This is a genomic window from Allohahella sp. A8, assembly GCF_047946665.1.
Lineage (GTDB): Bacteria > Pseudomonadota > Gammaproteobacteria > Pseudomonadales > Oleiphilaceae > Allohahella.
Map to the genome: position 1 here is coordinate 2,732,246 of NZ_CP172312.1, position 21,330 is coordinate 2,753,575.

At 55.8% G+C, this 21,330-nt stretch carries 12 protein-coding genes; 4 read left to right on the top strand and 8 right to left on the bottom strand.

All coding sequences use genetic code 11. The features are described 5' to 3' along the window. Nucleotide 1 precedes the first annotated feature (1 nt). Nucleotides 2-1,102 (top strand): hypothetical protein, encoded by a 1,101-nt coding sequence (locus ACH3PB_RS12255; RefSeq protein WP_416395217.1) that lies wholly within the window; start codon nucleotides 2-4, stop codon nucleotides 1,100-1,102. 204 nt (nucleotides 1,103-1,306) lie between these two features. After that, on the top strand, nucleotides 1,307-1,789 hold the full coding sequence (locus tag ACH3PB_RS12260) for a hypothetical protein (RefSeq protein ID WP_416395219.1): 483 nt from the start codon (nucleotides 1,307-1,309) through the stop codon (nucleotides 1,787-1,789). On the opposite strand, the gene ACH3PB_RS12265 is transcribed toward ACH3PB_RS12260, so the two are convergent. The 6 genes from ACH3PB_RS12265 to recC form a co-directional block, all read right to left on the bottom strand. After that, nucleotides 1,786-2,382: a condensin complex protein MksE gene (locus tag ACH3PB_RS12265; RefSeq protein WP_416395221.1), complete on the bottom strand. Its 597-nt coding sequence runs from the start codon at nucleotides 2,380-2,382 to the stop codon at nucleotides 1,786-1,788. The genes ACH3PB_RS12260 and ACH3PB_RS12265 overlap by 4 nt on opposite strands. Further along, a complete protein-coding gene (locus ACH3PB_RS12270) occupies nucleotides 2,375-3,808 on the bottom strand; it encodes a hypothetical protein (protein ID WP_416395223.1) in 1,434 nt (477 codons plus the stop codon). Before ACH3PB_RS12270 ends, ACH3PB_RS12265 begins: the two co-directional genes overlap by 8 nt. Then, nucleotides 3,801-6,809, bottom strand: a complete 3,009-nt coding sequence (locus ACH3PB_RS12275; RefSeq protein WP_416395225.1) for a hypothetical protein — start codon at nucleotides 6,807-6,809, stop codon at nucleotides 3,801-3,803. The genes ACH3PB_RS12270 and ACH3PB_RS12275 overlap by 8 nt, the downstream gene beginning before the upstream one ends. 159 nt (nucleotides 6,810-6,968) lie before the next feature. Continuing rightward, entirely contained in the window at nucleotides 6,969-9,161 is a 2,193-nt protein-coding gene (recD, locus tag ACH3PB_RS12280) for an exodeoxyribonuclease V subunit alpha (protein WP_416395227.1), read from the bottom strand. Beyond that, entirely contained in the window at nucleotides 9,158-12,865 is a 3,708-nt protein-coding gene (gene recB, locus ACH3PB_RS12285) for an exodeoxyribonuclease V subunit beta (RefSeq protein ID WP_416395229.1), read from the bottom strand. Before recB ends, recD begins: the two co-directional genes overlap by 4 nt. Continuing rightward, the gene (recC, locus tag ACH3PB_RS12290) at nucleotides 12,862-16,503 is read right to left on the bottom strand and encodes an exodeoxyribonuclease V subunit gamma (protein WP_416395231.1); all 3,642 of its coding nucleotides are present in this window, start codon (nucleotides 16,501-16,503) and stop codon (nucleotides 12,862-12,864) included. The genes recB and recC overlap by 4 nt, the downstream gene beginning before the upstream one ends. Nucleotides 16,504-16,812: 309 nt before the next feature. Here recC and ACH3PB_RS12295 point away from each other — a divergent pair, with 309 nt between their 5' ends. Then, entirely contained in the window at nucleotides 16,813-17,757 is a 945-nt protein-coding gene (locus tag ACH3PB_RS12295; protein ID WP_416395233.1) for a 2-hydroxyacid dehydrogenase, read from the top strand. A 12-nt stretch (nucleotides 17,758-17,769) separates the two neighbouring features. Then, nucleotides 17,770-18,945, top strand: coding sequence for an acyl-CoA dehydrogenase (locus ACH3PB_RS12300; RefSeq protein WP_416395235.1), 1,176 nt, complete (start codon nucleotides 17,770-17,772; stop codon nucleotides 18,943-18,945). Nucleotides 18,946-19,015: 70 nt separating this feature from the next. On the opposite strand, the gene ACH3PB_RS12305 is transcribed toward ACH3PB_RS12300, so the two are convergent. Together ACH3PB_RS12305 and ACH3PB_RS12310 are read right to left on the bottom strand one after the other, a co-directional pair. Further along, on the bottom strand, nucleotides 19,016-19,711 hold the full coding sequence (locus ACH3PB_RS12305; protein WP_416395237.1) for a PEP-CTERM sorting domain-containing protein: 696 nt from the start codon (nucleotides 19,709-19,711) through the stop codon (nucleotides 19,016-19,018). 322 nt (nucleotides 19,712-20,033) lie between these two features. Next, nucleotides 20,034-21,221 carry a MalY/PatB family protein gene (locus ACH3PB_RS12310; RefSeq protein ID WP_416395239.1) on the bottom strand — a complete coding sequence of 396 codons (1,188 nt, stop codon included), beginning with the start codon at nucleotides 21,219-21,221 and terminating at the stop codon, nucleotides 20,034-20,036. Nucleotides 21,222-21,330: the final 109 nt, after the last annotated feature.

Consider the following 21,330-nt stretch of genomic DNA (forward strand, 5'->3'; position numbering starts at 1 on the left):
CATGGCTAGGTACGACGGGCGGAGCAGGAACAAACAGGCAGCGTTTCAAAGCGGAGCACTTGCCCTGGTGTCGATTGCGATAACGCTGTTTGGGCTGGCGGTCTCTGCCAATGCCGAGGAAGCGCCGTGCTGGATGGAGACACTCGTCACGCCGGGCAATCTTGGGCAGATCGGTATCGCACGAAACATCCACACCGGCGGCACCCCACCGAAAGCACTGAGTGAAATGCGTGCCATTAGCGGGCTCTGTAATACCCTGGCAATGGCTTGTGATGATGATTTCCTGAAAAAAACACGGGACGAAAAGCTATTGGCTGGTCGCCCGCTCTTTTTCGATAGCTTTATACGAAATGGGCAGATATATGCCTACGCTGCGTTTTCTCCAGTAGATACGAAACAATGCAAAGCATCCGCTTGCCGCATCGATGACTGTGATCCTGCCTGGCTCTGCAGTGGTGCTGTTGAGAGCAAGCCAGCATTACTCGGGATAAGTTATCGATCTATGAGCACTTATCGCCAAACCCTCAATGCGATGGAAAACGCACTTCTACAAGCGGAGTACATGTTCGGCGTCGATGTGGAAGCCAGTTCTGAACTGAATCAGGGTCGGATCGGCGAGCAGAACTATCTGATCTACCATCAGGAAGGCAATGTCGATACTGGTGCGCGTGAAGTTCTGCCCTTTCACATTGCACATCAGTGCGAGTCCGGAGACACGCTTTATCAGCAGGTCGTACTCGATCTTTCGTTGGAGGAAAAAATCAGACTCGACAATGGTGATCTCGGCTGGGTCAACAACCCCAAACACCTCGGATTGGATGGGGCTGTAGGTATCATCGACAAGCGCGCAGCATCCGGGCTGGTATCAGATCAGGTCAAACTCGCCATCAAACAGGCGGCTATTCAGCTGGCCTTCGAGAAGAGTACTGATGTCACTGAGGATAATCTCGTCGTCACCTCGGATGCTGCTGGCTTGGTGCATATCACCAAAATCAATCAACAGACGAACAACAGTCTCAAGGCTCGTGTCATGCGCATCCGCTTTGACCGACCAGAAGGTGCAGCCTTACGCGCTATGGCCTGGCTGGTCATCATTCCCTAGCTTCACGCCCATCAATTGAAAACAATTGTTAAATCTCCCGTCACAACATGGAAGCCCAAACTTCTCCTCTGTAAAGTGTGCGCAGCATCGCGGTGATCATTATTCCCACTGCGAAATGCTCATAACAATCTAGTTACCGCCGAAACCCCCAGGTAGTCCAGACGATCATGTTTGGACGCAGTTACTTTTTTGGACGACGGATTAATGATGAATAAACTTGCAATGACGGCCGCTGCAGTCGCCGTTCTAGGTCTGAGCGCGTGCGCTTCAATTGTTAGCGACGCCGACTACCCGGTCACTATTTCGAGCTATCCTGCGGAGGCAACCTATACCGTAGTGAATAAAAAGGGTGCGACAATTCATCAAGGCGTTACGCCTTCGATAGTCACTCTTCCCTCCGGTGCCGGCTACTTTTCTGGAGAGCGATATCACGTCACGGTCACAAAGGAAGGTTACGAGGCCACTTCGCTTGTAATGGATACCGACCTTGATGGCTGGTATTTTGGCAATCTCGTGCTTGGCGGCATATTGGGTGCACTTATTGTGGATCCCATTACTGGCGCGATGTGGAGACTGCCGGATTCGCTTGACACGACACTGCAGCCGTCTCCGGTTCAGCCAATCGCTTCGGCCACTGCACCAGTTCCGGTGGCCATGAGCGAACAAGCGGTTACCGCAGCGCCCTAACTCTCTTCGCTATAGGTGGTCACGAGCTGGTTTAAAAAGCTCATGCCAGCGGAGCTGAGGAAATAGCGCTCGGCTCCGCTTCGGAAGGCAAAGTTACGACGCACAAGAAACTCCATCGTTTCGCCCCAGCCTTTGTCGAAGCGCGCCGTGCGCAGAATATCGTTGTACTCGTCATCTGCAGCCATGGCGGCGAGATCGTCATCTTTCAGCCCTGCATCAGGCCTGCCGAGATACATAAGATCCCGGCCAGTCCTGGCAAAATACCGGCCGATCAATAGCAGCGCCACCTGAATCTTCAGAGCGTTCTCATCATGCTCATCAGTTTCGTCCTCCGAAGTCTCCCTGATATAAAAGAAGCCACCGGCTTCACTAAAATGTAATTCGTAACCGAGGTGCGCATACAGCTCAGTAAAATGAGAGAGATGATTGAACACGAGGTTATACAGTGGGTTGTCTTCCCGCTCGGCTGTATGAACGTTCCACAGTTCGCGCAGCACAACCTTACCGGCTGTCAGCTCCCGGTAAACCGCCGCACTCTGCTTCGGCAGAATTCCTGTGAAGCTTGATCGCTGCTGTTCTGTTGCTTCACTCACCTGATAGTGCTCCGTTCAACTGATGGGATGGCTCTTGAGCTGCTTCGAGTTGCCTGCGCCTGTAAACGAATTTTTGACCATTCTCATGGCTCAGCGTTCTGAATCTATTCACAGTGACCACTCGCCGCCCGTTTATTGAGCCGTTAGAAAGCCGATTCAGCGCGCCAAGTAGGTCGGCAAACGAATAGCCTTCGATGAAGCCTTCCAGGCGACCATGCAGCTCCCGCACGAGGTCTGAACTCGATCTCAACTCAAGGGTATCAATCCACTGAAACAGCTTCTCGATTCTGCGGATATCCGTTAGAGCTGGTGTTGACGAAGCAGACAGCTGCGGGAGCTCAGGTGCCTGCGCAGCTCGCTGCAGATCGGATAGACGTAGTTCGATTTCGGAAAACAATACCTGAAAATAGCTGACGCTCTCCCCAAACGCATACGGCTTCGGGCGAGAATGACCTTTCAGGCCGCTCATGAAACCACTGTCTTGAATAAAGTCCTGAGCGCTCAGACGGGTTTTCCTCAGATCCTGAGTCTGTGTCTCCCGATGCAGGGCCTGGAGCCGTTCGAAATGATGCGCCATCGCGTTGTACTGCAGCATGCCCTGCCTGGTCTTACGCAAAAAATTGTCAACTTCACGGGCGACCACTTCGATCGGTCGATGCATGGCATTGAGACTGAGCGCAGCCCTGAACAGCTGATTCGCGGCAGCTTCCCATCCGTTTCTGTCGAGCAGGCTCTTGATCGATTCGAGGGTAGCCAGAAGGTTATCACCATCCTCGAGACAGGTATCAGGATTGAGGAAGGCCAATGTCGGCTTGAGGTGACGCTCGTATAGGTGGACGATCTGCTGCAGTAGTGTCTGCCTGAACTGGGCGAACTGTTCAGGTGATCGACTGGCTTTCGCAGAGACGGCCGCCAGATCGCTACTGATTCGTTGCATGCGGTCGATATTCTGCCGTAGCAATCCAATAAGTTGACTCACCTGTTCGTTCAGATCATCGATCAGCTCTACAAAATCCGGGTCTGCTCTGTGAAAGCTGGACACAAGTAAGCGGGCCTGGGAGTCCCATAAGCCGACGAGGCGGGTCCGCAGGCGCGCATCAGTCAGCTCCTGATACAAGGAAGCATTGCAGGCACGCAGCAAACCGATCAGTGGCTCCTGGAACACCAGACGCTTCTCACCCTCGACATTGTCGATATCGACGACCAGGGTCGACTGAAACAGGTTATCGCTACTGAAGGCTCTGATGAGACGCAGTCGCTCACGAGCCTTCATGCTATCCGTATATTCGACGACCGCGTGCGTCAGATCCGACTCCCTGACGAAGCGCTCGCCAGCTCGATCCATGTGCTGGATCAGGCTGAACATGACACCGGGGTGCTCAAACAGTATCCGCGTCGTTTCGAGTGTACTGAATCGTTTACCCACCGTCGTGCTCCAGCAACTCGCTCTGCTCTTGCGAGAACCAGCCGCCAAATTCGCTTTCACTGGCAAAGCCCTCCGCCCCACCCCAGAACACGAGTGTCCGTTTCTTGTCGTAGGGCCGTGCGGTGCGCATCTGTCCGATCTCGAAGTGACGACCGATCTGGTAAATGAGCTCTGGACTGGCACTATGGGTCGCCGCCGCGAAGAGATTGAATCCTTGTCGCTTCAGCCGTTCAAGCAAGACCGGCACCTGGCTGACATCCACGCTGGCCAGCTCGTCGAGCACCATCGGGAATTCCAGACGGATCCCAGGATATAGCACCCGTCGCAGCAGGCGCTGAACAAGCTCGAGATTGATCAGGGCCGTCGTCGATGTCGATTGTCCCTTGCGATCCAGGGTGGACTGATTCTCCTTACGGGTTCGATAGGAAATGCCTGTTATGACGCGATCCATTGTGAGGCGATAACCATGATGCCGAGCCGGACTGACACCAGTGGCATTCGAATCGAAAAACTCAGCAACAAAGACTTTCAGGCGCTCATAGAAGGCATCCGAGAGCAACTCGGCAGAAAAGGGATCGATCGCAGCGGACTCTTCCACGAGATTGCGAAACTTTGGGTGACAGTGAATGTCGACGCGGACCTCAGCAAGGTCGTTGATCGTGACGTCTTCGAGCTCCTTGTTGAGGCTGCGTTCGAAGCGCCTGATATGCTCGTCATTGGCCTTGAGCGCCTGTCTGTAAGACGCAACGGTTTCATTGTGTCCCTGTATCTGTTTTCGCAGCAGTTCACGGCGAGCCGGTAATTCGGAGAAAATGGTCTCCAGCGCCTGATAGGCTTCCCTGATAGTCGCTGAAGAGGGGCTTTCGTGGGTCCGCTGGCCATCACCATGATCGATGATACCCACCATGGCAAACTCACGGATATGTGACAGCACCGCCATCCGTAGTTGCTCGAAGTCTTCCAGTTGCAGGCGTATCTGGGAAAGCTGTTCCGCCTTGATTGATTCTGTTGGTAGAGGCGCCTCAGTTGTCGCATGTTCCAGGTGGCGTATCCTCGACTGAAGATTTCTCACCTCCTGCTCCAAGGCGAATAATCCGCTCTGCTGCGAATCAATAGTCGCCACAGCCGCACGATCAGCGGCAACACGAGACTGACAGCTTTGCAGTTCAGCCTGCTGGGTCTTCAGCGCCTCTTCCTGCTCTGCCTGCAGCTCACGATTCTGTTCGATCGCAGTGGCGATATCGGCCAGTCTCACTTCAGCACCGGCAAGCCGTTGAAGCAGTACCAGATCCTTCTGGATAGAGGTCAATTCCTTTTTCAGCTTGTCTATTTTCTGAGGTCGTTCATCTGGACCCGAGCCGGTAACATCGAGGTCCGCGAGCTGATCCTGTAGGTTGGCCTGCTCTATGGATAGCGACTTGCGCTGTGCCTGAAGATTCTCTGTTTCCGGCGGAGTATCGTTGAAGCTGATATCAAACCAGTCGAACACGCCGGTGAGGCCATCGCCCGTCTGGCGTCGGAAAAGACTCGCAAAACCATTTATCTGCGCAAGTTGTTCCGGCTCCAGGGGTCGGCCAGGGCTCGCTTGCAGCAAGCGCGGCTCAACCGCACGAAGTGGCGCCGCTACTGAGGCCTCAAGCTGCCGTCCAAGCTGGAACTCAGCGCCTGCTATCCGCAGATCAAGCGCTTCCATCTGTTTCTGCACAGTCTGGATCTTCTGCGACAGCCTGAGACGCTGCTGTTCCGCCTGGGCTTCGTTCTGCAGCGCGTTCAGTTGCTGCTCGAGCGCGTTCCGCTCGTCCTTGAGCATATCTTCAACCTGATCTGGCCGCATACCAGAGTAGCGCGACAGCAGGACCTCGCCATCACGCTGGTCGCTATCTGCCCGCTTCTGCATTTTCTCGTTCTCGCGGAGTGCCCCACTAGACTCCTGAACAGCACGCTCCAGTTCTGCGACTTTCTGACGGAGCGACTTCAACTCGGTTTCCCGCGCACCCAGTGTGTCTGCCAGGGCCGCACGCTGAGCCTTCGTCGAGACCAGCACAGCACTCAGGCCATCTCGAAATGCCGCAAATTCATGTTGAGTCTGAGCCAGCTCTCGATATCGATGATAGGCCGTGTATAAACGATCATAGCGGGACTGCTCCCTTTCGACCGTAGTCAGCCCCTCATCCTGCGCTTTCAGATCCTCGTGCCGCCGCAGGAACTGGTCGATATCAAAATCCAGTGCATCGGCGGAGAACTTCTTGTCCGCTTCGACGATACTTGCCACGGCAGCAGCCATGGCCTTGTCGTTGGCACTCATTTCGAACAGCAGCAGAATGAGGGTGCGTAGTGATTCCACCCGGCGATCGTCAATATCGCTCAATGGCAGCACGCAGTACCGCATCGCCTCCTGCGACATCATTTCGCTGGCATACAGCATGCTGCGAAGTCTGGCGGTGTCGCTGGTAAACACACTGTCGCGGGAGTATTTTTTCGCAGCCTCCGTGAGTGTACGCAGAGAAAGATTCGGCACTGCACGCCCTATGCCGTCGTCGTCACCAGTCGTGTCCCAGAACAGTGGCCGTAGCTCACTGTAAGGCGCCGGAACAAATATTCGTCCGTAGCCGAGCTCACGTGTCTGCGACTGGCTGCGATGCAGAATCTGACAATGTGTGCCCACGGGATTGCGGACTTCCATGATAAGGAAGCTGTGCATTCCCGGGAAATAATGCTGAAAGCTTTCTTCCTTGCTGTAGTAGCTGCCAGCGCTGGCATTGCGGAAAGCGAACTTTAGACGGCTGTTACGGAAGTTATTCTCGGGCAGGAGAAACAGGCGCAACGAATTGAGCAGACTGGATTTACCCAGGTTGCCGCTGCCCAGCAACAATGCATGCTGATCGACGGGAATTTCTATATAGCAGAACCCCGCGGAGTCGACCAACACGAGTCGTCTAATCTCGAAGCTAAAAGGCTGCGAGCGCGCCGGGTGTGGGCTTTCGGGGTGCTGATCTGACATGTCTGTCCGTTCTCTATGGTTGTTCGATTGGTAGCGGATGCGCCAGGAGGCATGATACACCAGCAGAAGAGCGGCTTCAGTCGGCGTCTGATGCGAGTTACCCTGCAAGGCAGCAGATACACGACTATGCGGCGTTACTGGCCAGATACCCGGAAAGCGTCATCTGGAGAGTCCTAGCAGTTCGCCGAGCCCGGAAGAGCGCACGACGCGGTGTTTGGCGGCGTCGATGAAAATCTGCTCATCGGGCACCAGCACACTGAACCAGTTTCTGGCTCTGGTAATGCCTGTGTAGATCAGCTCACGTGTCAGGACCGGACTTGGCCTGTCAGGCAGGACGAGACAGGTGTGGCCGAATTCCGAGCCCTGCGATTTGTGCACGGTCATCGCAAACACGGTCTCGACCGACTGCAGGCGGCTTGGCGAAACCCATCGAATGCCACCTGAGCCGTCGCTCAGAGGAAAGGCGACACGCAAAATCCTGCCTGTCGCGCGCGCTTCACTCGAGCCCGCAATGCCAGCCGGCACGCTCAGCGTGATACCCACGTCGCCGTTCATCAGTTTGAGTCCGTAGTCGTTTCGGGTAACAAGGACCGGGCGTCCAGCGTACCAATTACCCGAGCGCTGAATAAGGTTTCTGGCACGCAGCGCTTCAGCGATAGTGTCATTAAGCCCAGACACACCATAGGGTCCGGCACGCAGTGCGCAAAGTACCTGAAAGCGCGAAAAGGCTTCGAGAACCAGTTTTGCCCACTCATCAAAAACGGATAGGGGCGCATCGTCGGTAGGTTTCGAGTTGCGCATGATTTCCAGGTAGTGGTGGTAACCCACGGGGCCGTTCTCAGACCAGATATCGGCAAGCGAGGCGGCGACCGGAAAGCTCGCGGGACTGCCGCTCAGAGCATGGTCTGCGATAACGGCCATAGAAGCAGCTACCGAACCCCTTAGCCTGAGCCAGGCGACGTCGGTATACCGTCCGAGCTGGAATGGTTGCAAGGCTGCGCTGTCCAGCGTCCCGGTATTGATCAACTCAGCCAGCGCCTTGATGCCGCTTTCATCTCCGAAGCGCCAGGTTCTTCTCAACATGGCAATACCCTGGTCAATGCTCTTGTCGCCGGCGAATTGGGTATCAGCGACTATAAAATCCTTCGTGATGGCCTGCTTTGCGACCTTCAGCAACCATTGCGAGGTCGCCGGTGTGTAGGCGCCTTCATTCGCGCGCTGACAGAGCTCGCCCAGTACCGCACCAGCATCGACTGACGATAGCTGGTCCTTGTCGCCAAGCAGTATGAGACGGGCCTGGGGTGGCAGCGCCTGGAAAACAGCAGCCATCATTTCGACATCCACCATCGAAGCTTCATCGATGACCAATACATCAATTGGCAAAAGATTGTTCGCGTGATGGCGGAACTTTCTGGTGCCAGGACGAGTTCCGAGTAGACGATGCAGCGTTGTAACCACCTTTGGAATGCTGGCCTTCAGCTGATCGCTATCGGCCAGACCGGCAAGCGAAAGCGCCTCCACGGAGCCAGAAATCGATTCACTGAGCCTGGCAGCCGCCTTCCCCGTAGGCGCTGCCAATCGAATACGCAGCGGTCGTCTATGACTGACTTCAGCATCCTGCATCGCGACCGCCTGAAGCACCACCAACAGGCGCAGTACAGTAGTTGTCTTTCCGGTGCCAGGACCGCCAGTAATAATGCTGAACTGACTGCGGGCAGCTAACCCACAGGCGATTTTCTGCCAATCCACGACCCCAGGCTCCAGGGTGCCGTCGCTTGCGAACATCACGTCAAGGATTTGTGAGAGCTGACTGGCTGCCTCAGAGTCTGGCGAGCTGCAGGCAACCGCAGCTTCAAGTCTTGACTGGATACCGGTGGCAATGATCTGCTCATAAGTCCACAGGCGCCTCAGGTAAAGGCGGGGGCCCATACGGACGAGGGGCGTCGGGGCAGCCGGGTGCTCAGCGACCGAAATGCAACTCACCGTAGACGGCTCATCGAGCGCCGACTCCCAATCTTCAAGTGTCACTGAGCTCAGCAAGACAGAAGGGCGAATGGTGGCGCCTATACCGGTTTCCGGAATGGCGTTTTCCGGCGGCAAAACCAGTATGGCGTCGGGATCGTGTGAAGCCAGTTGTCCAATATGCAGACAGACATGACCCCGCCCTACCTGATGAGAGGTCAGTGCCGCTGCGAGTAGCAGGAGCGGCGACAGCGCTTCTTCACGTTCGGCAGCCTGCCTGGCGAGGAATCGGGCGAAGGCCACGTCCAGCGCGCGCAGCCAATCCGCGGCCAGCCAGCCGTCGAGGAGGACCAGCATGGCCTCTGTGGAACGCAGAGAGTCTTTGGTCATTCTGCGTCCGCCTCACCGCAGAATAGCGAATCGAGGGCTTCTATCATTGCCAGAGGTGGCTTTTCAGTGAAAATGCCATGATTGGCAGCCTCATGACCGCGCAGAAAGAAATAGATAGCGCCGCCGACATCGCGCTCATAGTCATACGCGCGCAAGCGAGCCCGTAACAGGCGATGCAGGGCCAGCAGGTACAGCGAAAACTGAAGATCGTAGCGCTTTCCCAGAATCGCCTGATGCATGGCCTCCTGTGTGTAGGCAGTATCGTCCGCGCCCAGATGATTCGACTTGTAATCGAGCACATAATAACGTCCCTCGTGTTCGAACACGAGATCGATAAAACCCTTCAGCATGCCATTCAAGGTCATAGCTGCGAGCGCAGGTCTGTCTGCGCCACCGAAGGTATAGCGATTGAGCAGCCTATCGAGCGCGTGGGTATCCACGGCCCTCGTTTCGAACCAGAACTCAAGCTCGACCTGATAGCTCCGAACTGAAGAAAGCGTGAATCCCTTCTGTGCTGAGCCATCCACCGGGACCTGAAGCAGCGCTAGCAACCAATGCTCGAGTGGGTCGATCCAGTGCTTCCAGCCACGCGGAAAACAGCGCCGCCGTAACATGTCACGTAGCTCGTCAGTCGCTTTACCAGAGGCCACCACGGAAAAGCCCTGCTCCGCCACCCACTCGAGCAATCCATGCAGAAACACGCCAGCGACGGCTCCACGCGGAAAGTCGTGTTGTATTGCGTGACCCTGAATTGCTACGGACGAAACGAACTCATCGTCTGTTGCCAGCTCGTCACCTGCAGTTGCCTCCTGGGATGAGTCCGGCGTTGGCAGTCTGGACGCAATAGCCGAGTAGCTAGCAATCCACCAGTTTTCCCGCGCTACCCGCCCGGGCGTCAATGCGGGCCCCAGTTGCTCCAGCCTGGTCTCGGCAATACATACGGCATCAGGCTCCGGCACTGGCTCAACTACGATGGCCCCTTCTGACGCCCCGGCGCCAGCAGCCATGCGCTGCAGTGCCTCATTGAGAGTGCCATCGGAAGGGCGTGAACCAGTAAGATAGCCCAGTCCGCTACGATCCCAGTCCCGGGTTTCGGCGACTCCGACCCACGTTCTATAACGAGCACGTGTTAACGCGACATAGAGCTTGCGAATATCTTCGGCAAGGCGCTCGTCGTCCGCCTGCCCGAGCGGCACGTCATCTTTGCCGTGTCCGGTGTGCAGCCGACCTTCCTCATCGTGCCATTTGATGAGGCTGTCTTTTTTCTGCACAGCCCTGAAGTTGATTGCAAAGGGAAGAAATACCAACGGATATTCAAGCCCCTTTGACTTATGCACCGTCACAACCTGTACGACCTCTGCATCACTCTCAAGCCGAACCTGCAACAGTTCATTGCCCCCTGGTCTGCTCTCCAGCATGTTGACGTAATGTCGGATGAGCCCATGTCGGCCTTCGATATGAGCGCTTGCCTGTTGCAGGACCTCTGCGATGTGCAGCAGATCCGTGAGCTGGCGTTCTCCATCGGCTCCACCAATCAGGCGTGCTGGAATACCAAACTCAATAAGCAATGCGCGAAGCATGGGCAGGACACCTTGCGACTGCCACACCTCCCCAAGCCTGGAGAAACGCTCTATTTCTGCTTCCATCAATAGTTCGTTTTCGCTCAAGGCGGCCAGATACCCGTCTTCAATACCCATCGATGGCGTAGCCAGCGCTGCTCGAAGCAGGTTTAACTGCAGCGGGTCGGCGCAGGCATTCAGCCAGTAACGGATTTCCCGGGCCTGAGGCGTGTCGAGGACTGATTCACGGTCTGAAAGATAGACGCTCGGGACGCCTCGTTTGCGTAAGGCCTGTCTGACTGCAGCTGCCTCCGTACCCTTGTTGACGAGCACCGCAATGTCACCCGCTCTGAGCTGTGAGAACCGATCGCCCGTAGAGAAGCCGGTTTGCCCGGCCTCCGCCTGATTCAATAGTTGTACAATATGGGTCGCACAGGCCTCGCTCAGGTGCTCGACATAGTCATTCTTGTTCACACCCTTGCCAGGGTTCTCTTCGGGCATGGTCCAGAAGTTGAGCGCTGCAGTCTGATTGCTAGCGTCGACCCACACCGTCTCCGGCTCACGTGCGTTCACCCTGACGAAGGGCAGCTGATTATCATCCGGCGTACCAAACATGAAGGCCGCACGTGGCAAGGCTTCATCGGCTTGGGCGAAAAGCTGATTCACCGCGTTAACCATCGCTGGTGACGAACGATAGTTGGTGTCGAGTGAGTAATGGCGACCTGCAGTGGCTCTTCGTGCCTGAAGATAGGTGTAGATGTCTGCATTTCTGAAGGCGTAGATTGCCTGCTTTGGGTCGCCAATCAGAAACAGGCCATTGGGAGGAGAAACATCCGTCTCTGATTCAGTCACCACCCGCTTACCAATTCGATAAATCTGTTTGAAGATGCTGTATTGAACCGGATCGGTATCCTGGAACTCGTCGATCATGGCGACCGGAAACTGGCTACGTATGATTGCCGCGAGCGCCTGTCCACCCTGGCCGAGGAGCGCCCTGTTGAGTTGCAGCAGAATATCGTCAAAACCGAGCTCAGCACGACGCTGTTTTTCCAGCTCCAGACGCTGTCGTACCCACTTGACAGCATGGGCCAGTGAAGAGGGCCGGCAATCAGGTAGCCAGTTCCGGCTATGTCGAATTTCTTTCAGAGCATCCCAGGCGGGGTGGGCAATTAGCGCATCGCTGCGCTGGTCCGGCTTCTTGACAGCATCTTCAAGACCGTCGGGTGTGAAGCGCTCGTAAGCGCTGTCTGTCAAAAGCAACTCACACGCCGTCTCATCTTCAAGCCACTCACGGATTTGAAGAAGCCATCTCTTGCACGTATCTGTTCGCAGCTTTCGGCCATCGAACACTTTCTCAGGCAAGGCTGCAGCAAAGCGATTCTCCAGATCGGGAAGCCACTCACGCCAAGGCGTCTTGATGGCCGCCGCTTTTTGCAGACGTTCTGCGTTGATTCTGCTGATGATCTCGACGAGCGAAGCATCCGCATCATCCTGCTCTGAATCACTATCGATCCCGAGACGCGGCACAATATCGGCAAGCAAAGCGTTGGGAGTCTTCCAGTGCTCGTGAATTTCGTCAACGAGCGTGCGATCGAGTTGATAGACATGGGTACGCCAGTAATCTCGAACGGCTTCAGTCATGACGGCGGACAGGTCGGTCTGGAGCGTCTGTCTGAAAAAACTTCCGCTGGCAAAGGCATGCTCGCCCAGCATTCGGTTACACCAGGCATGAATGGTTGAAACGGCCGCCTCGTCCATCCACTCCGCAGCGCGCTGCAGTTTTCTCGCACAAGCTGCCCACTCATTGGCCGGAATGTCCTGCCGCAGACACAGCAGCAATGGATCTTGCGTGGCACTGGGCTGACTAGCCGAGAAGCATGCCGCTGCTTCAACAAGCCGCGCCCGAATCCGGTCACGCAATTCCTTCGCTGCCGCATCGGTAAAGGTGACCACCAGAATATCCGGCGGCGTGAGCCCTGCCCCGAGCGTGCCATCCGCACGATGTCCCAGTACCAGGCGCACGTACAGAAATGCAATGGTGAACGTTTTTCCAGTGCCGGCACTGGCTTCAATGAGCCGGCTACCATGCAGCGGGAAGCGCAGTGGGTCCAGGCGCTGAATAGCTTCTGTGGCTTTGACGCTCATTTCGGAGCAGCCTTAACATTTTGCCACAAGGGCACATAAAGTGTTGTTATGAGCCTGGAAAACTCGGGATCCTCTGCCAACATGGAGAAATCAGCAAAGGCGCGCTGCAGGTAGCCCTGATCGAATTCAAGCTCCCTGAGGAAAGCGGCCTCTGCAGCTTCCATGTCGAGTATGGGCCCCCTGCTCTCTTCGTCGCCCATACTCTTGATAGCAGCAAAGCCCGAAGATAGCGCCAGCGGCAGCGGCTTTTTCTCGCCGATGAGCCAGGCGGCAAGCATATCGCGAAAGTACACTTCTGCTCGTTCGGCCTCGAGCGGCGTAAAGATTATCGAACCATTCTTGCTAACCAGCTCTGTAGTCATACGGTACCGCCCCATCCCGATAACGGGAAGGTGAGCGGCAACATGTGTGACCCACCCTTGCATCATCGTTTTGAAGTGATAGGTCGCGGATGACTTACCTGGATTATTGATGAGCGAGGAGGACATCAGAACCAGACGACACAGCTCGCCGGACTCATTTTCCCGCAGTTCGTCGATGGTATCCTCGACATCCACCGCCATTCCGCCTGACTCAGGAGAATATTCCGGATAGCTATAGCTGACCGGGATACGAAGTTGGCTGCAATTCGGCCAGCGTGCGAGTGCCTTGTGATAGCGCCGGTGCAAGTCCTGCATAGGTTCGGCCACGAGCTCGTGCAGCAAGGCTGCAGTGCTGCCCATGCCAAGTCGCCCCTGGTTTGCCATACGTTCAATGCGGCGGCTTGCCTCTGCCAGCATTTCATCGGGGTCGGCAGTCGACTTCACAATATCGCCGATCAGCTCGTCCTGTAGCGTCCACTTCGCCAATCCGTCCAACTCGAAAACTTCTGCGTCCTGCTGCTCCCACTCGGCTAGAGAGAAATCGACGCCAAGCCGATGCTGATAGAAATACTGGACAGGATGCCGAAGAAATCGTGCCAGTTCGTTGAGCTGAATGGGATCAGCCCGAGCATTTTCGCGGCTGTTTGATATAGCGGCTCGAGTGCCTGCTTCGGTCGGGCTAAGGCTTGCCGTGACATGAGCGCTACGCCAGGTATGATCAAAACTGAACAGGGTTCTGCTCGAAAGAATATCAATAATGCCTTCGGACGCAGCCGGATTTGCTGGGCGCTCCCGCTGAGGAAAATACTGTCGACTGAAGGGCTGCAGAGGGTGCTCTGTCGTAAGCGCCTGTGAAACGGCACCCGCTGGCCTGGTGTTACTGGCGTCCAGCGCCCAGCAAGCGTCGATATGATCACGCAACTGCGCCACCAGAACCGACGGCGGCCGCATCGCGTTGTCCTTGATGCTCCGACCGACCCAACTGATGTAGAACTGCTGCCGGGCTGACAGCATGGCCTCCAGAAAAAGATAACGATCATCCTCCCGGCGCGAGCGATCGCCCGGGCGATAGTCTTTCCCCATCAGATCGAAATCGACGGGCGGACGGCTGCGGGGATAGTCTCCATCATTCATACCGAGCAGACAGACATAGCGAAATGGAATCGCTCGCATCGGCATCAGGGTCGCAAAGTTGACGCGCCCAGCCAGAAAACGTTGATTCAGCCCCTTATCTTCAAGCCCCTCGATCCAGACCTCGCGAACGATGGCAAGCGGAATGTCATGAGCCTTGACCTCTGAGCCATCCTCATCCAGCTGCGCCTCCCGACACGCAGAGTGCCACTGGGCGACAGCGTCCTGAAGCCGGACGAGAACAAGCAGGTCATCTTGACCCTGGGGCGCGAAAAATTTCGCCTGTAGCTCAGCCAGTCGATCCACCCAGCACTGAGGCGAGCAGTCGGTCTGCAGCAGCTGCCAAAGCCAGTCTAATGCGCTGACAAACTCATCCAGCAGCCCAGCCAGTCGAGCCTCCAGTCCTCCAATTTCGCCATAAGGCTCAATACCGCACCAGGCCTCGCTATCGCCTAGACTATAGCCGAGAATCATACGCTCAAGGCCAAAGCGCCAGGTGTTACGATGCATACCTTGCGGCAAGCCAAGTTCCGCCCGCTGAGCGGCATCAAGGCCCCAGCAGATGTTCGCGCCACGGATCCAGGCAAGTAGCTGAGGCAAGTCGTCCTCGCCGATGTCGAAACGGGCGCGAATAGCGGGAACTTCGAGCAGCGTCATGATTTCGACCGCGCCGAAACGGCTCTCCGGCAATGACAGCAAACATTCCAGCGCCACCACGATGGGTTGCCGGTGGCGCAGCCCCTGATCTGAGATGCTAAAGGGAATGCTGTAGCGTTCATCTGCATCGTGACGGCCGAAAACAGCCTGAATTCCAGGGGCATAACTGTTGATGTCCGGCACCATCACCATGATATCCCTTGGGCGCAGGGTGGCGTCGGCACTGAATGCAGCGAGAAGCTGGTCGTGCAGTATCTCGAGCTCGCGCTGCGGGCTATGTGCGACATGAAAAATGATCGACTGGTCCCTGGTGGGATCTACTGCGGGCCAGTGAGCTCTGGACTCCTGACATGGCCGCAGCGAGACGATGTCATCCTGCAGCTGATGCAGCAGACCCTTGCCTTCTGGAGAGCGGAAGATGTCCACCCGCTGACCCGCCGTGTAGAACTGCGAACGATAGGCTTCCGGATCGTCGAACTCGTCGAGCAGGCGGATGTAATCACGCCCCTGCTTACCCCAGGCGGCCAACAGGGGCTGCGCATGCAGGTGCATTTCCTTATCGTCGATATCGACAGGCATGGCAGCTTTGCGTTGTGATCGATGCCGCGTCGCTCGCAGGAGGTCCCTATCACTGACAATGTCCGCCCAGTAGTATTGGCAGGGATTGTGGACACAGAGTACGACCTGCGAGAAACGGCCGAGCACATCGAGCACTTCAAGTGTCTGCTGGGGGAGCGAGGAGACGCCGAAAACCACGATACGGCGCGGCAGTCCTGGCGGTCGCTCATGCGACATGAGCTTTAGCCCCCTGCTCTTGAAACGCTCATGAATACTCGCGCGACTGCCCGCATAGCCGGGTGCATTCGCCATGTCAGCTATGAGCCGACGCCAGAGTTCCGGCTGCCACTGAAAATCTTCAGGCAGGGGCTTGGGTTCCCCACGCGCAGGCCGAATCATGTCAGTGCCGGCTATCCAGTCCGATAGCCAGTCGGCTCTGAAAACCCCGTATTGTTCATACAGCTCGGCTAGCCGCTGAGCTAACTGGTAGAGCCGCTGATCGCCCCGTGCACCACCGAGGAATCTTGCAAGCGGGCTGAAGACCTCCTCCTCGGCGAGGTCTGGCAACAGCCTGAAAAGCCGCCAGACCAGCCTCTCCTTGTCGAACGGCGAGCGCTCCGGAATCCTGTCTTCGGTGAGCACGCTTCTGTAGGCCTGCCAGACAAAACGATGAGGAAGCAGAAAGCTGTTTGCTGCACTGATGCCGCATCCCCCGCCCTCGTCAGTACTGTTCTCCGCCAGCGCCAGTTTGAGCCACTGGGCGATACCGTTGCTCTGCACAAGGAACACTTCATTTTCAAGTGGGGGGATGGGATATTGTCTGGTCAGCCAGACCACCATCTGTCGCAGATCTTCGAGATGGTTGGCGTGAATAGCCTGTAGCCCCACGGGAACGAGGGGCTCTTCGACCGTCGCTAATGCTTGAAACATTTGAGATTCCTGACTGCTGGGAGCGGCACCGCTGCTGCCCGACACCTTATACTACATTCATTCGGTTCACAGCAGAGACTGGGCCAGCCTAAAGTAGTACAACGACAGCATCCGTCGCAAACAGCGAGCCGGATTCGATCATATTCGAGCCACTCATGGTTAAACTGGTCTGAACCATCGTAAGGACCTTTATCCATTGATGGATGAATTCATCACACGACTCAATCAGGTTAAAAAATCCATGAAATCTGACGGCACTATTTTTCGGCTTACCCAATCGCTTCAGCACAATTCGGTGGGAAAGTAGACATGAGCGACCGTACCATCCGCCTCGTACTCGCGATTGGGGATCCTAAGCCAGAGCGCTGGACCGAACCGCTGAAATCATCACTACCGGGAGCCAGTATTGACGTCTTTTCGGAAAATACACCAATTGGTGAAGCAGATTACGCCATTGTCTGGCGGCCACCCGCTGCATTCTTCGAGCAGCAAACGCGCCTCAAGGCAATCTTCTGTATCGGAGCTGGTGTAGATGGACTCATAGCCGTGCCTACCCTGCCAGACGATGTTCCGGTCGTCCGGCTCGAAAATGCTGGTATGGCCGTGCAGATGGCAGAATACGTCGCTTACCAGATCATCGACGTCTCCCGCGACATGAGCCTTTACCGCGAACAACAAGCCCGCAGCATTTGGAAACCACAGCGACCTATTGATAGGCCTGCATGGCCCGTCGGCATTATGGGCCTCGGCCAGATTGGCGGGCGAGTCGCCAAGATGCTCACTCAGCTCGAATATCCCGTACATGGCTGGTCACGATCGCGGCACGAAATCGATCAGGTGCGCAGCTATGCAGGACAGGGCGAGTTCAAAGACTTCCTGAATGCGAGTCGGATCCTGGTCAATACGCTGCCACTGACTGATGACACCCGAGGCATCATCAATGCTGAAACCATCGATCAACTGCTGCCCGAAGCCGTTATCATCAACGTAGGTCGTGGCGGTCACCTTATCGAGAATGACTTGCTCAAGGCGCTAGCCGAGCGACGCGTCATGCGTGCAGCGCTCGATGTGTTCGAGAATGAACCCCTACCAGATGAGCATCCATTCTGGCGTGACCCTCATATCCGAATAACGCCTCATGTGGCGGCAACTACGCTTCGCAACGAAACAATCGCCCAGATTGCAGACAAGATCCTTGCACTGGAAGCCGGTCGTACTATCACGGGCATCGTGGACCGGCAGTATAATTACTGACCTGGAGATTTTATGGCTACAGCACACTGGGACGATCTGCTCCTTTTCAATGAACAGCTCGATGAAACCGAAAGGCAGGTACAGCGCAGCATTCGGACCTTCTGTGATTCACAGCTCTTCCCCACCATTCTTATGGCAAACCGATTAGAGCGCTTTGACGCGGGACTGTTCAAAGCCATGGGCGATCTCGGCATGTTGGGCGCCACATTGCCAGAGCTGTACGGTGGGCCCGGTCTTAGTCATGTCTGTTACGGTCTGATTGCCCGGGAAGTCGAACGGGTCGATTCTGCCTATCGCTCGGCGTTGAGCGTCCAGTCATCCCTGGTGATCTTCCCTATCCTCACCTATGGCTCCGATGCCTTGAAAAAACGTCTGCTACCAGACCTCGCCGCCGGCCGCAGGATCGGCTGTTTCGGTCTGACAGAACCGGATCACGGCTCCGATCCCGGACAGATGGCAAGCCGCGCCGTGAAGGTCGATGGCGGGTATCGCTTGAACGGCGTGAAGACATGGATCACTAACGCGCCTATTGCAGACGTTTTCGTCGTGTGGGCGAAGCTGGATGATCAAATCACCGGCTTCGTAATTGAGCGGGACAATACCAGTGACGACGGGCTCACCACGCCGAGAATCGACGGCAAGTTTTCCTTGAGAGCTTCAGAAACAGGATCAATTTTCATGGATGACGTATTCGTCCCGGATGAGAATAGACTCGATGTCATTGGTCTGAAGGGTCCGCTCAGCTGTCTCACCAAAGCTCGCTACGGCATCTGCTGGGGCGCTCTCGGCGCTGCCGAGTTCTGTTGGCATGCCGCGCGACGTTACACCATGGAACGCCATCAGTTCGGGCGACCACTCGCTGCCACGCAGTTGATTCAGAAAAAGCTCGCTGACATGCAGACTGAAATTTCACTAGGCCTGCAGTCGGCATTACAGCTAGGGCGTATGATGGATGCAGGGACAGCCTCACCAGAGGCCGTGTCGATGCTGAAGCGGAACAATTGCGGCAAGGCACTCGATATCGCCCGTACTGCAAGGGATATGCATGGCGGCAATGGCATTTCAGATGAGTATCACGTGATCCGACATGTCATGAACCTGGAGGCCGTCAATACCTACGAGGGCACCCACGATGTTCACGCGCTCATACTCGGCAAGCTGCAGACGGGGCTACAGGCTTTCAACTAGCTTTAGCACATAACGAAAAAAGCCCCTCGAAAGGGGCTTCTGTAGGAGCTGGAACGCTCCAGTTACACGCTTACTTGCTACGACGTGACAGTCTCAGAGCAGCAACACCCAGTGCCAGAAGGCCCAGTGTGGCTGGTGCTGGTACGTCGAGTTCTGTGTCAGGACGCAGATCCAGGTCGAAGTTCAGGTCCCAGTGGTTGCCGCCGGTGAACATTGGCGTGCCATTGGCAGAGAACATGTCCAGCCAGGTAGAGCCGCCGAAAGCATCGGTCTTGTCGTTTGCACCAGTACCGATCTGGAATACCGGCATTTTACCAATGTTGTCCGGTGCGCCAACCAACTTTGCGAAGTAGGTTGTGGTGTTCACTGTGATCGAGCTGTCTGCAGACAGACCGGTGTAGAACGTCCAGTCAGCTGTGTTGGCGGATCCACCAGTCTTCACCGGCGCATAGGTATTGGTAAAGCCAGTAAAAGTCATGTCGAACGAGGCATTGATGCCGTACTTGTTCTGGGCAGAACCAACCAGCTTGGCAGTGCCGTCATCGAACGTAGTCAGTGTGGCGCCGTCCTGGATGCTGTAGAAGTGCGCACAGCCTGACTTTGAACCACGCAGCAAGGTGCTGGTGTACAGACCGTAAGCAGGATTACCACATGAAGAAGAAGACTGAGCTTGGTTCTTCACGTCATATACGCTGATCACTGCAGCAGAAGCTGGAACTGAAAGCGCAACAGCAAGAGCGGTCAGAGCAAAACTTTTGATAGTCATGGAAGTTCTCATTTTTAAATAATCCTGCGCAACTGGGTTAAGACTCAAGGAAGCCTGCATGCCAATCATTGGCACCTGCAGCTACGACGTTTAGCATTACAGATCTATTCGTTCGTGATGAACATATAGCAACCGCCATGCCATGTTTACAAGCCCATGAACTAATTGGATATTTGTTCGGCGGGGTCAAAGCAACTGTAAGCGTATGTATAGGAAATTGACAAAACTTAACACGATGAAACGAGATCGAACGCCATTTTCAGGCTTGTTGGCTCATGCGGCCTCTGCAGCCGCAGCTGTATGATTTTTCGACTGCCGTTTACTACCTATCTGCTTGCAGTAGTGCTTTCTGTACCGATTGCAGCGCCGTAAGCAGAACAGCCTTCTGGGTTCCGATGTTCATGCGCATAAAGCCGCTACCCGCCTTTCCGAACGTTATTCCCGGATTCATGCCTATGCCCGCTTCCTTCACGAAAAAATGCTTGAGCTCACGATCCGTCCACCCCCGTGACTGGCACAGGATGCGGCAATCCAGCCAGAGCAGATAGGTACCCTCGGAAGGCATCACACTGATCTCAGGTAAGTTAGCCTGTATGAAGCCCGCGACGAAACGCCTGTTTTCTTCAACATATCGCATCATTTCATCGAGCCAGGCTTCGCCACCAGCGTAAGCGGCTTCACACGCCGTGAGACTGAAGGGATTGCCGACTTCGATGTGCAGCGACGCGAAAACTTTTGCGAGCGCCTTGCGTTGGTCTTCGTCATCCACCACCAGCGTTGATAGACCGAGGCCGGGGACGTTAAAGCTCTTGCTCGGTGCCAGGGTCGTGATGACCCGCCCGGGCTTGTCCGCAAGCAGCGCAAGTGGGGTATGCGTATGCCCCTCAAATACGAGATCACAATGAATCTCATCGGATATCACCAGCATGTCATGCTCTGCAGCGATCGAGAGCAGGCGTCGCAGCTCATCACGGTGCCAAACGCGTCCCACGGGATTGTGAGGCGAGCATAGGATCAATATGCGCGCACCCTCTCTGGCGCAATGTTCGAGGTGATCAAAATCCAGCTCGTAGCGGTCACCCCTGAGGCGCAAAGGGTTTTCCACAAGGCGGCGGCCGGTGCTCGCTGCAATGTTGAAGAACGGCGCGTAGACGGGCGTCTGTATAACGATCGCATCTTCAGGTTGCGTCAGCGCAAGCACCGCCGCGTGTATGGACGGCACTACACCTGGCGCAAGCATGATCGACTGCCGCTCAATCGGGAAGTCATGACGACGTTTGAACCAGTCGATCATGGCCTGATATAGGCTCTCTGGCGCCATCGAATAGCCATAGATCGGATGCTGTGCGCGCCGAACCAGGGCGTCGCTGACAGCGGGCGGAACGGCAAAATCTGTATCCGCCACCCATAGTGGAATTATGTCATCTGCTCCAAAAACCGCACTGCGAGCGTCGAATTTGACAGAATTTGTTCCGGCTCTGGCTGTAGGCGCGTCGAAATCGAAAGGCAAGGATGTTCTCCAGTAGAAGTGTGTCATCGACCCCATCGGTCAGGCCACTGTGCAGTCGTGTCTGCCGATGGGCAAAGAGGGGCATGATGGCGTAAAACGGCTCATGCGG

What these genes read in the sequence shown, in the direction of transcription:
- ACH3PB_RS12255 (WP_416395217.1), top strand. Translation starts at nt 2, where the DNA reads ATGGCTAGGTACGACGGGCGGAGCAGGAACAAACAGGCAGCGTTTCAA.
- ACH3PB_RS12260 (WP_416395219.1), top strand. Translation starts at nt 1,307, where the DNA reads ATGATGAATAAACTTGCAATGACGGCCGCTGCAGTCGCCGTTCTAGGT.
- ACH3PB_RS12275 (WP_416395225.1), bottom strand. Translation starts at nt 6,809, where the DNA reads ATGTCAGATCAGCACCCCGAAAGCCCACACCCGGCGCGCTCGCAGCCT.
- recD (WP_416395227.1), bottom strand. Translation starts at nt 9,161, where the DNA reads ATGACCAAAGACTCTCTGCGTTCCACAGAGGCCATGCTGGTCCTCCTC.
- recB (WP_416395229.1), bottom strand. Translation starts at nt 12,865, where the DNA reads ATGAGCGTCAAAGCCACAGAAGCTATTCAGCGCCTGGACCCACTGCGC.
- recC (WP_416395231.1), bottom strand. Translation starts at nt 16,503, where the DNA reads ATGTTTCAAGCATTAGCGACGGTCGAAGAGCCCCTCGTTCCCGTGGGG.
- ACH3PB_RS12295 (WP_416395233.1), top strand. Translation starts at nt 16,813, where the DNA reads ATGAGCGACCGTACCATCCGCCTCGTACTCGCGATTGGGGATCCTAAG.
- ACH3PB_RS12300 (WP_416395235.1), top strand. Translation starts at nt 17,770, where the DNA reads ATGGCTACAGCACACTGGGACGATCTGCTCCTTTTCAATGAACAGCTC.
- ACH3PB_RS12305 (WP_416395237.1), bottom strand. Translation starts at nt 19,711, where the DNA reads ATGACTATCAAAAGTTTTGCTCTGACCGCTCTTGCTGTTGCGCTTTCA.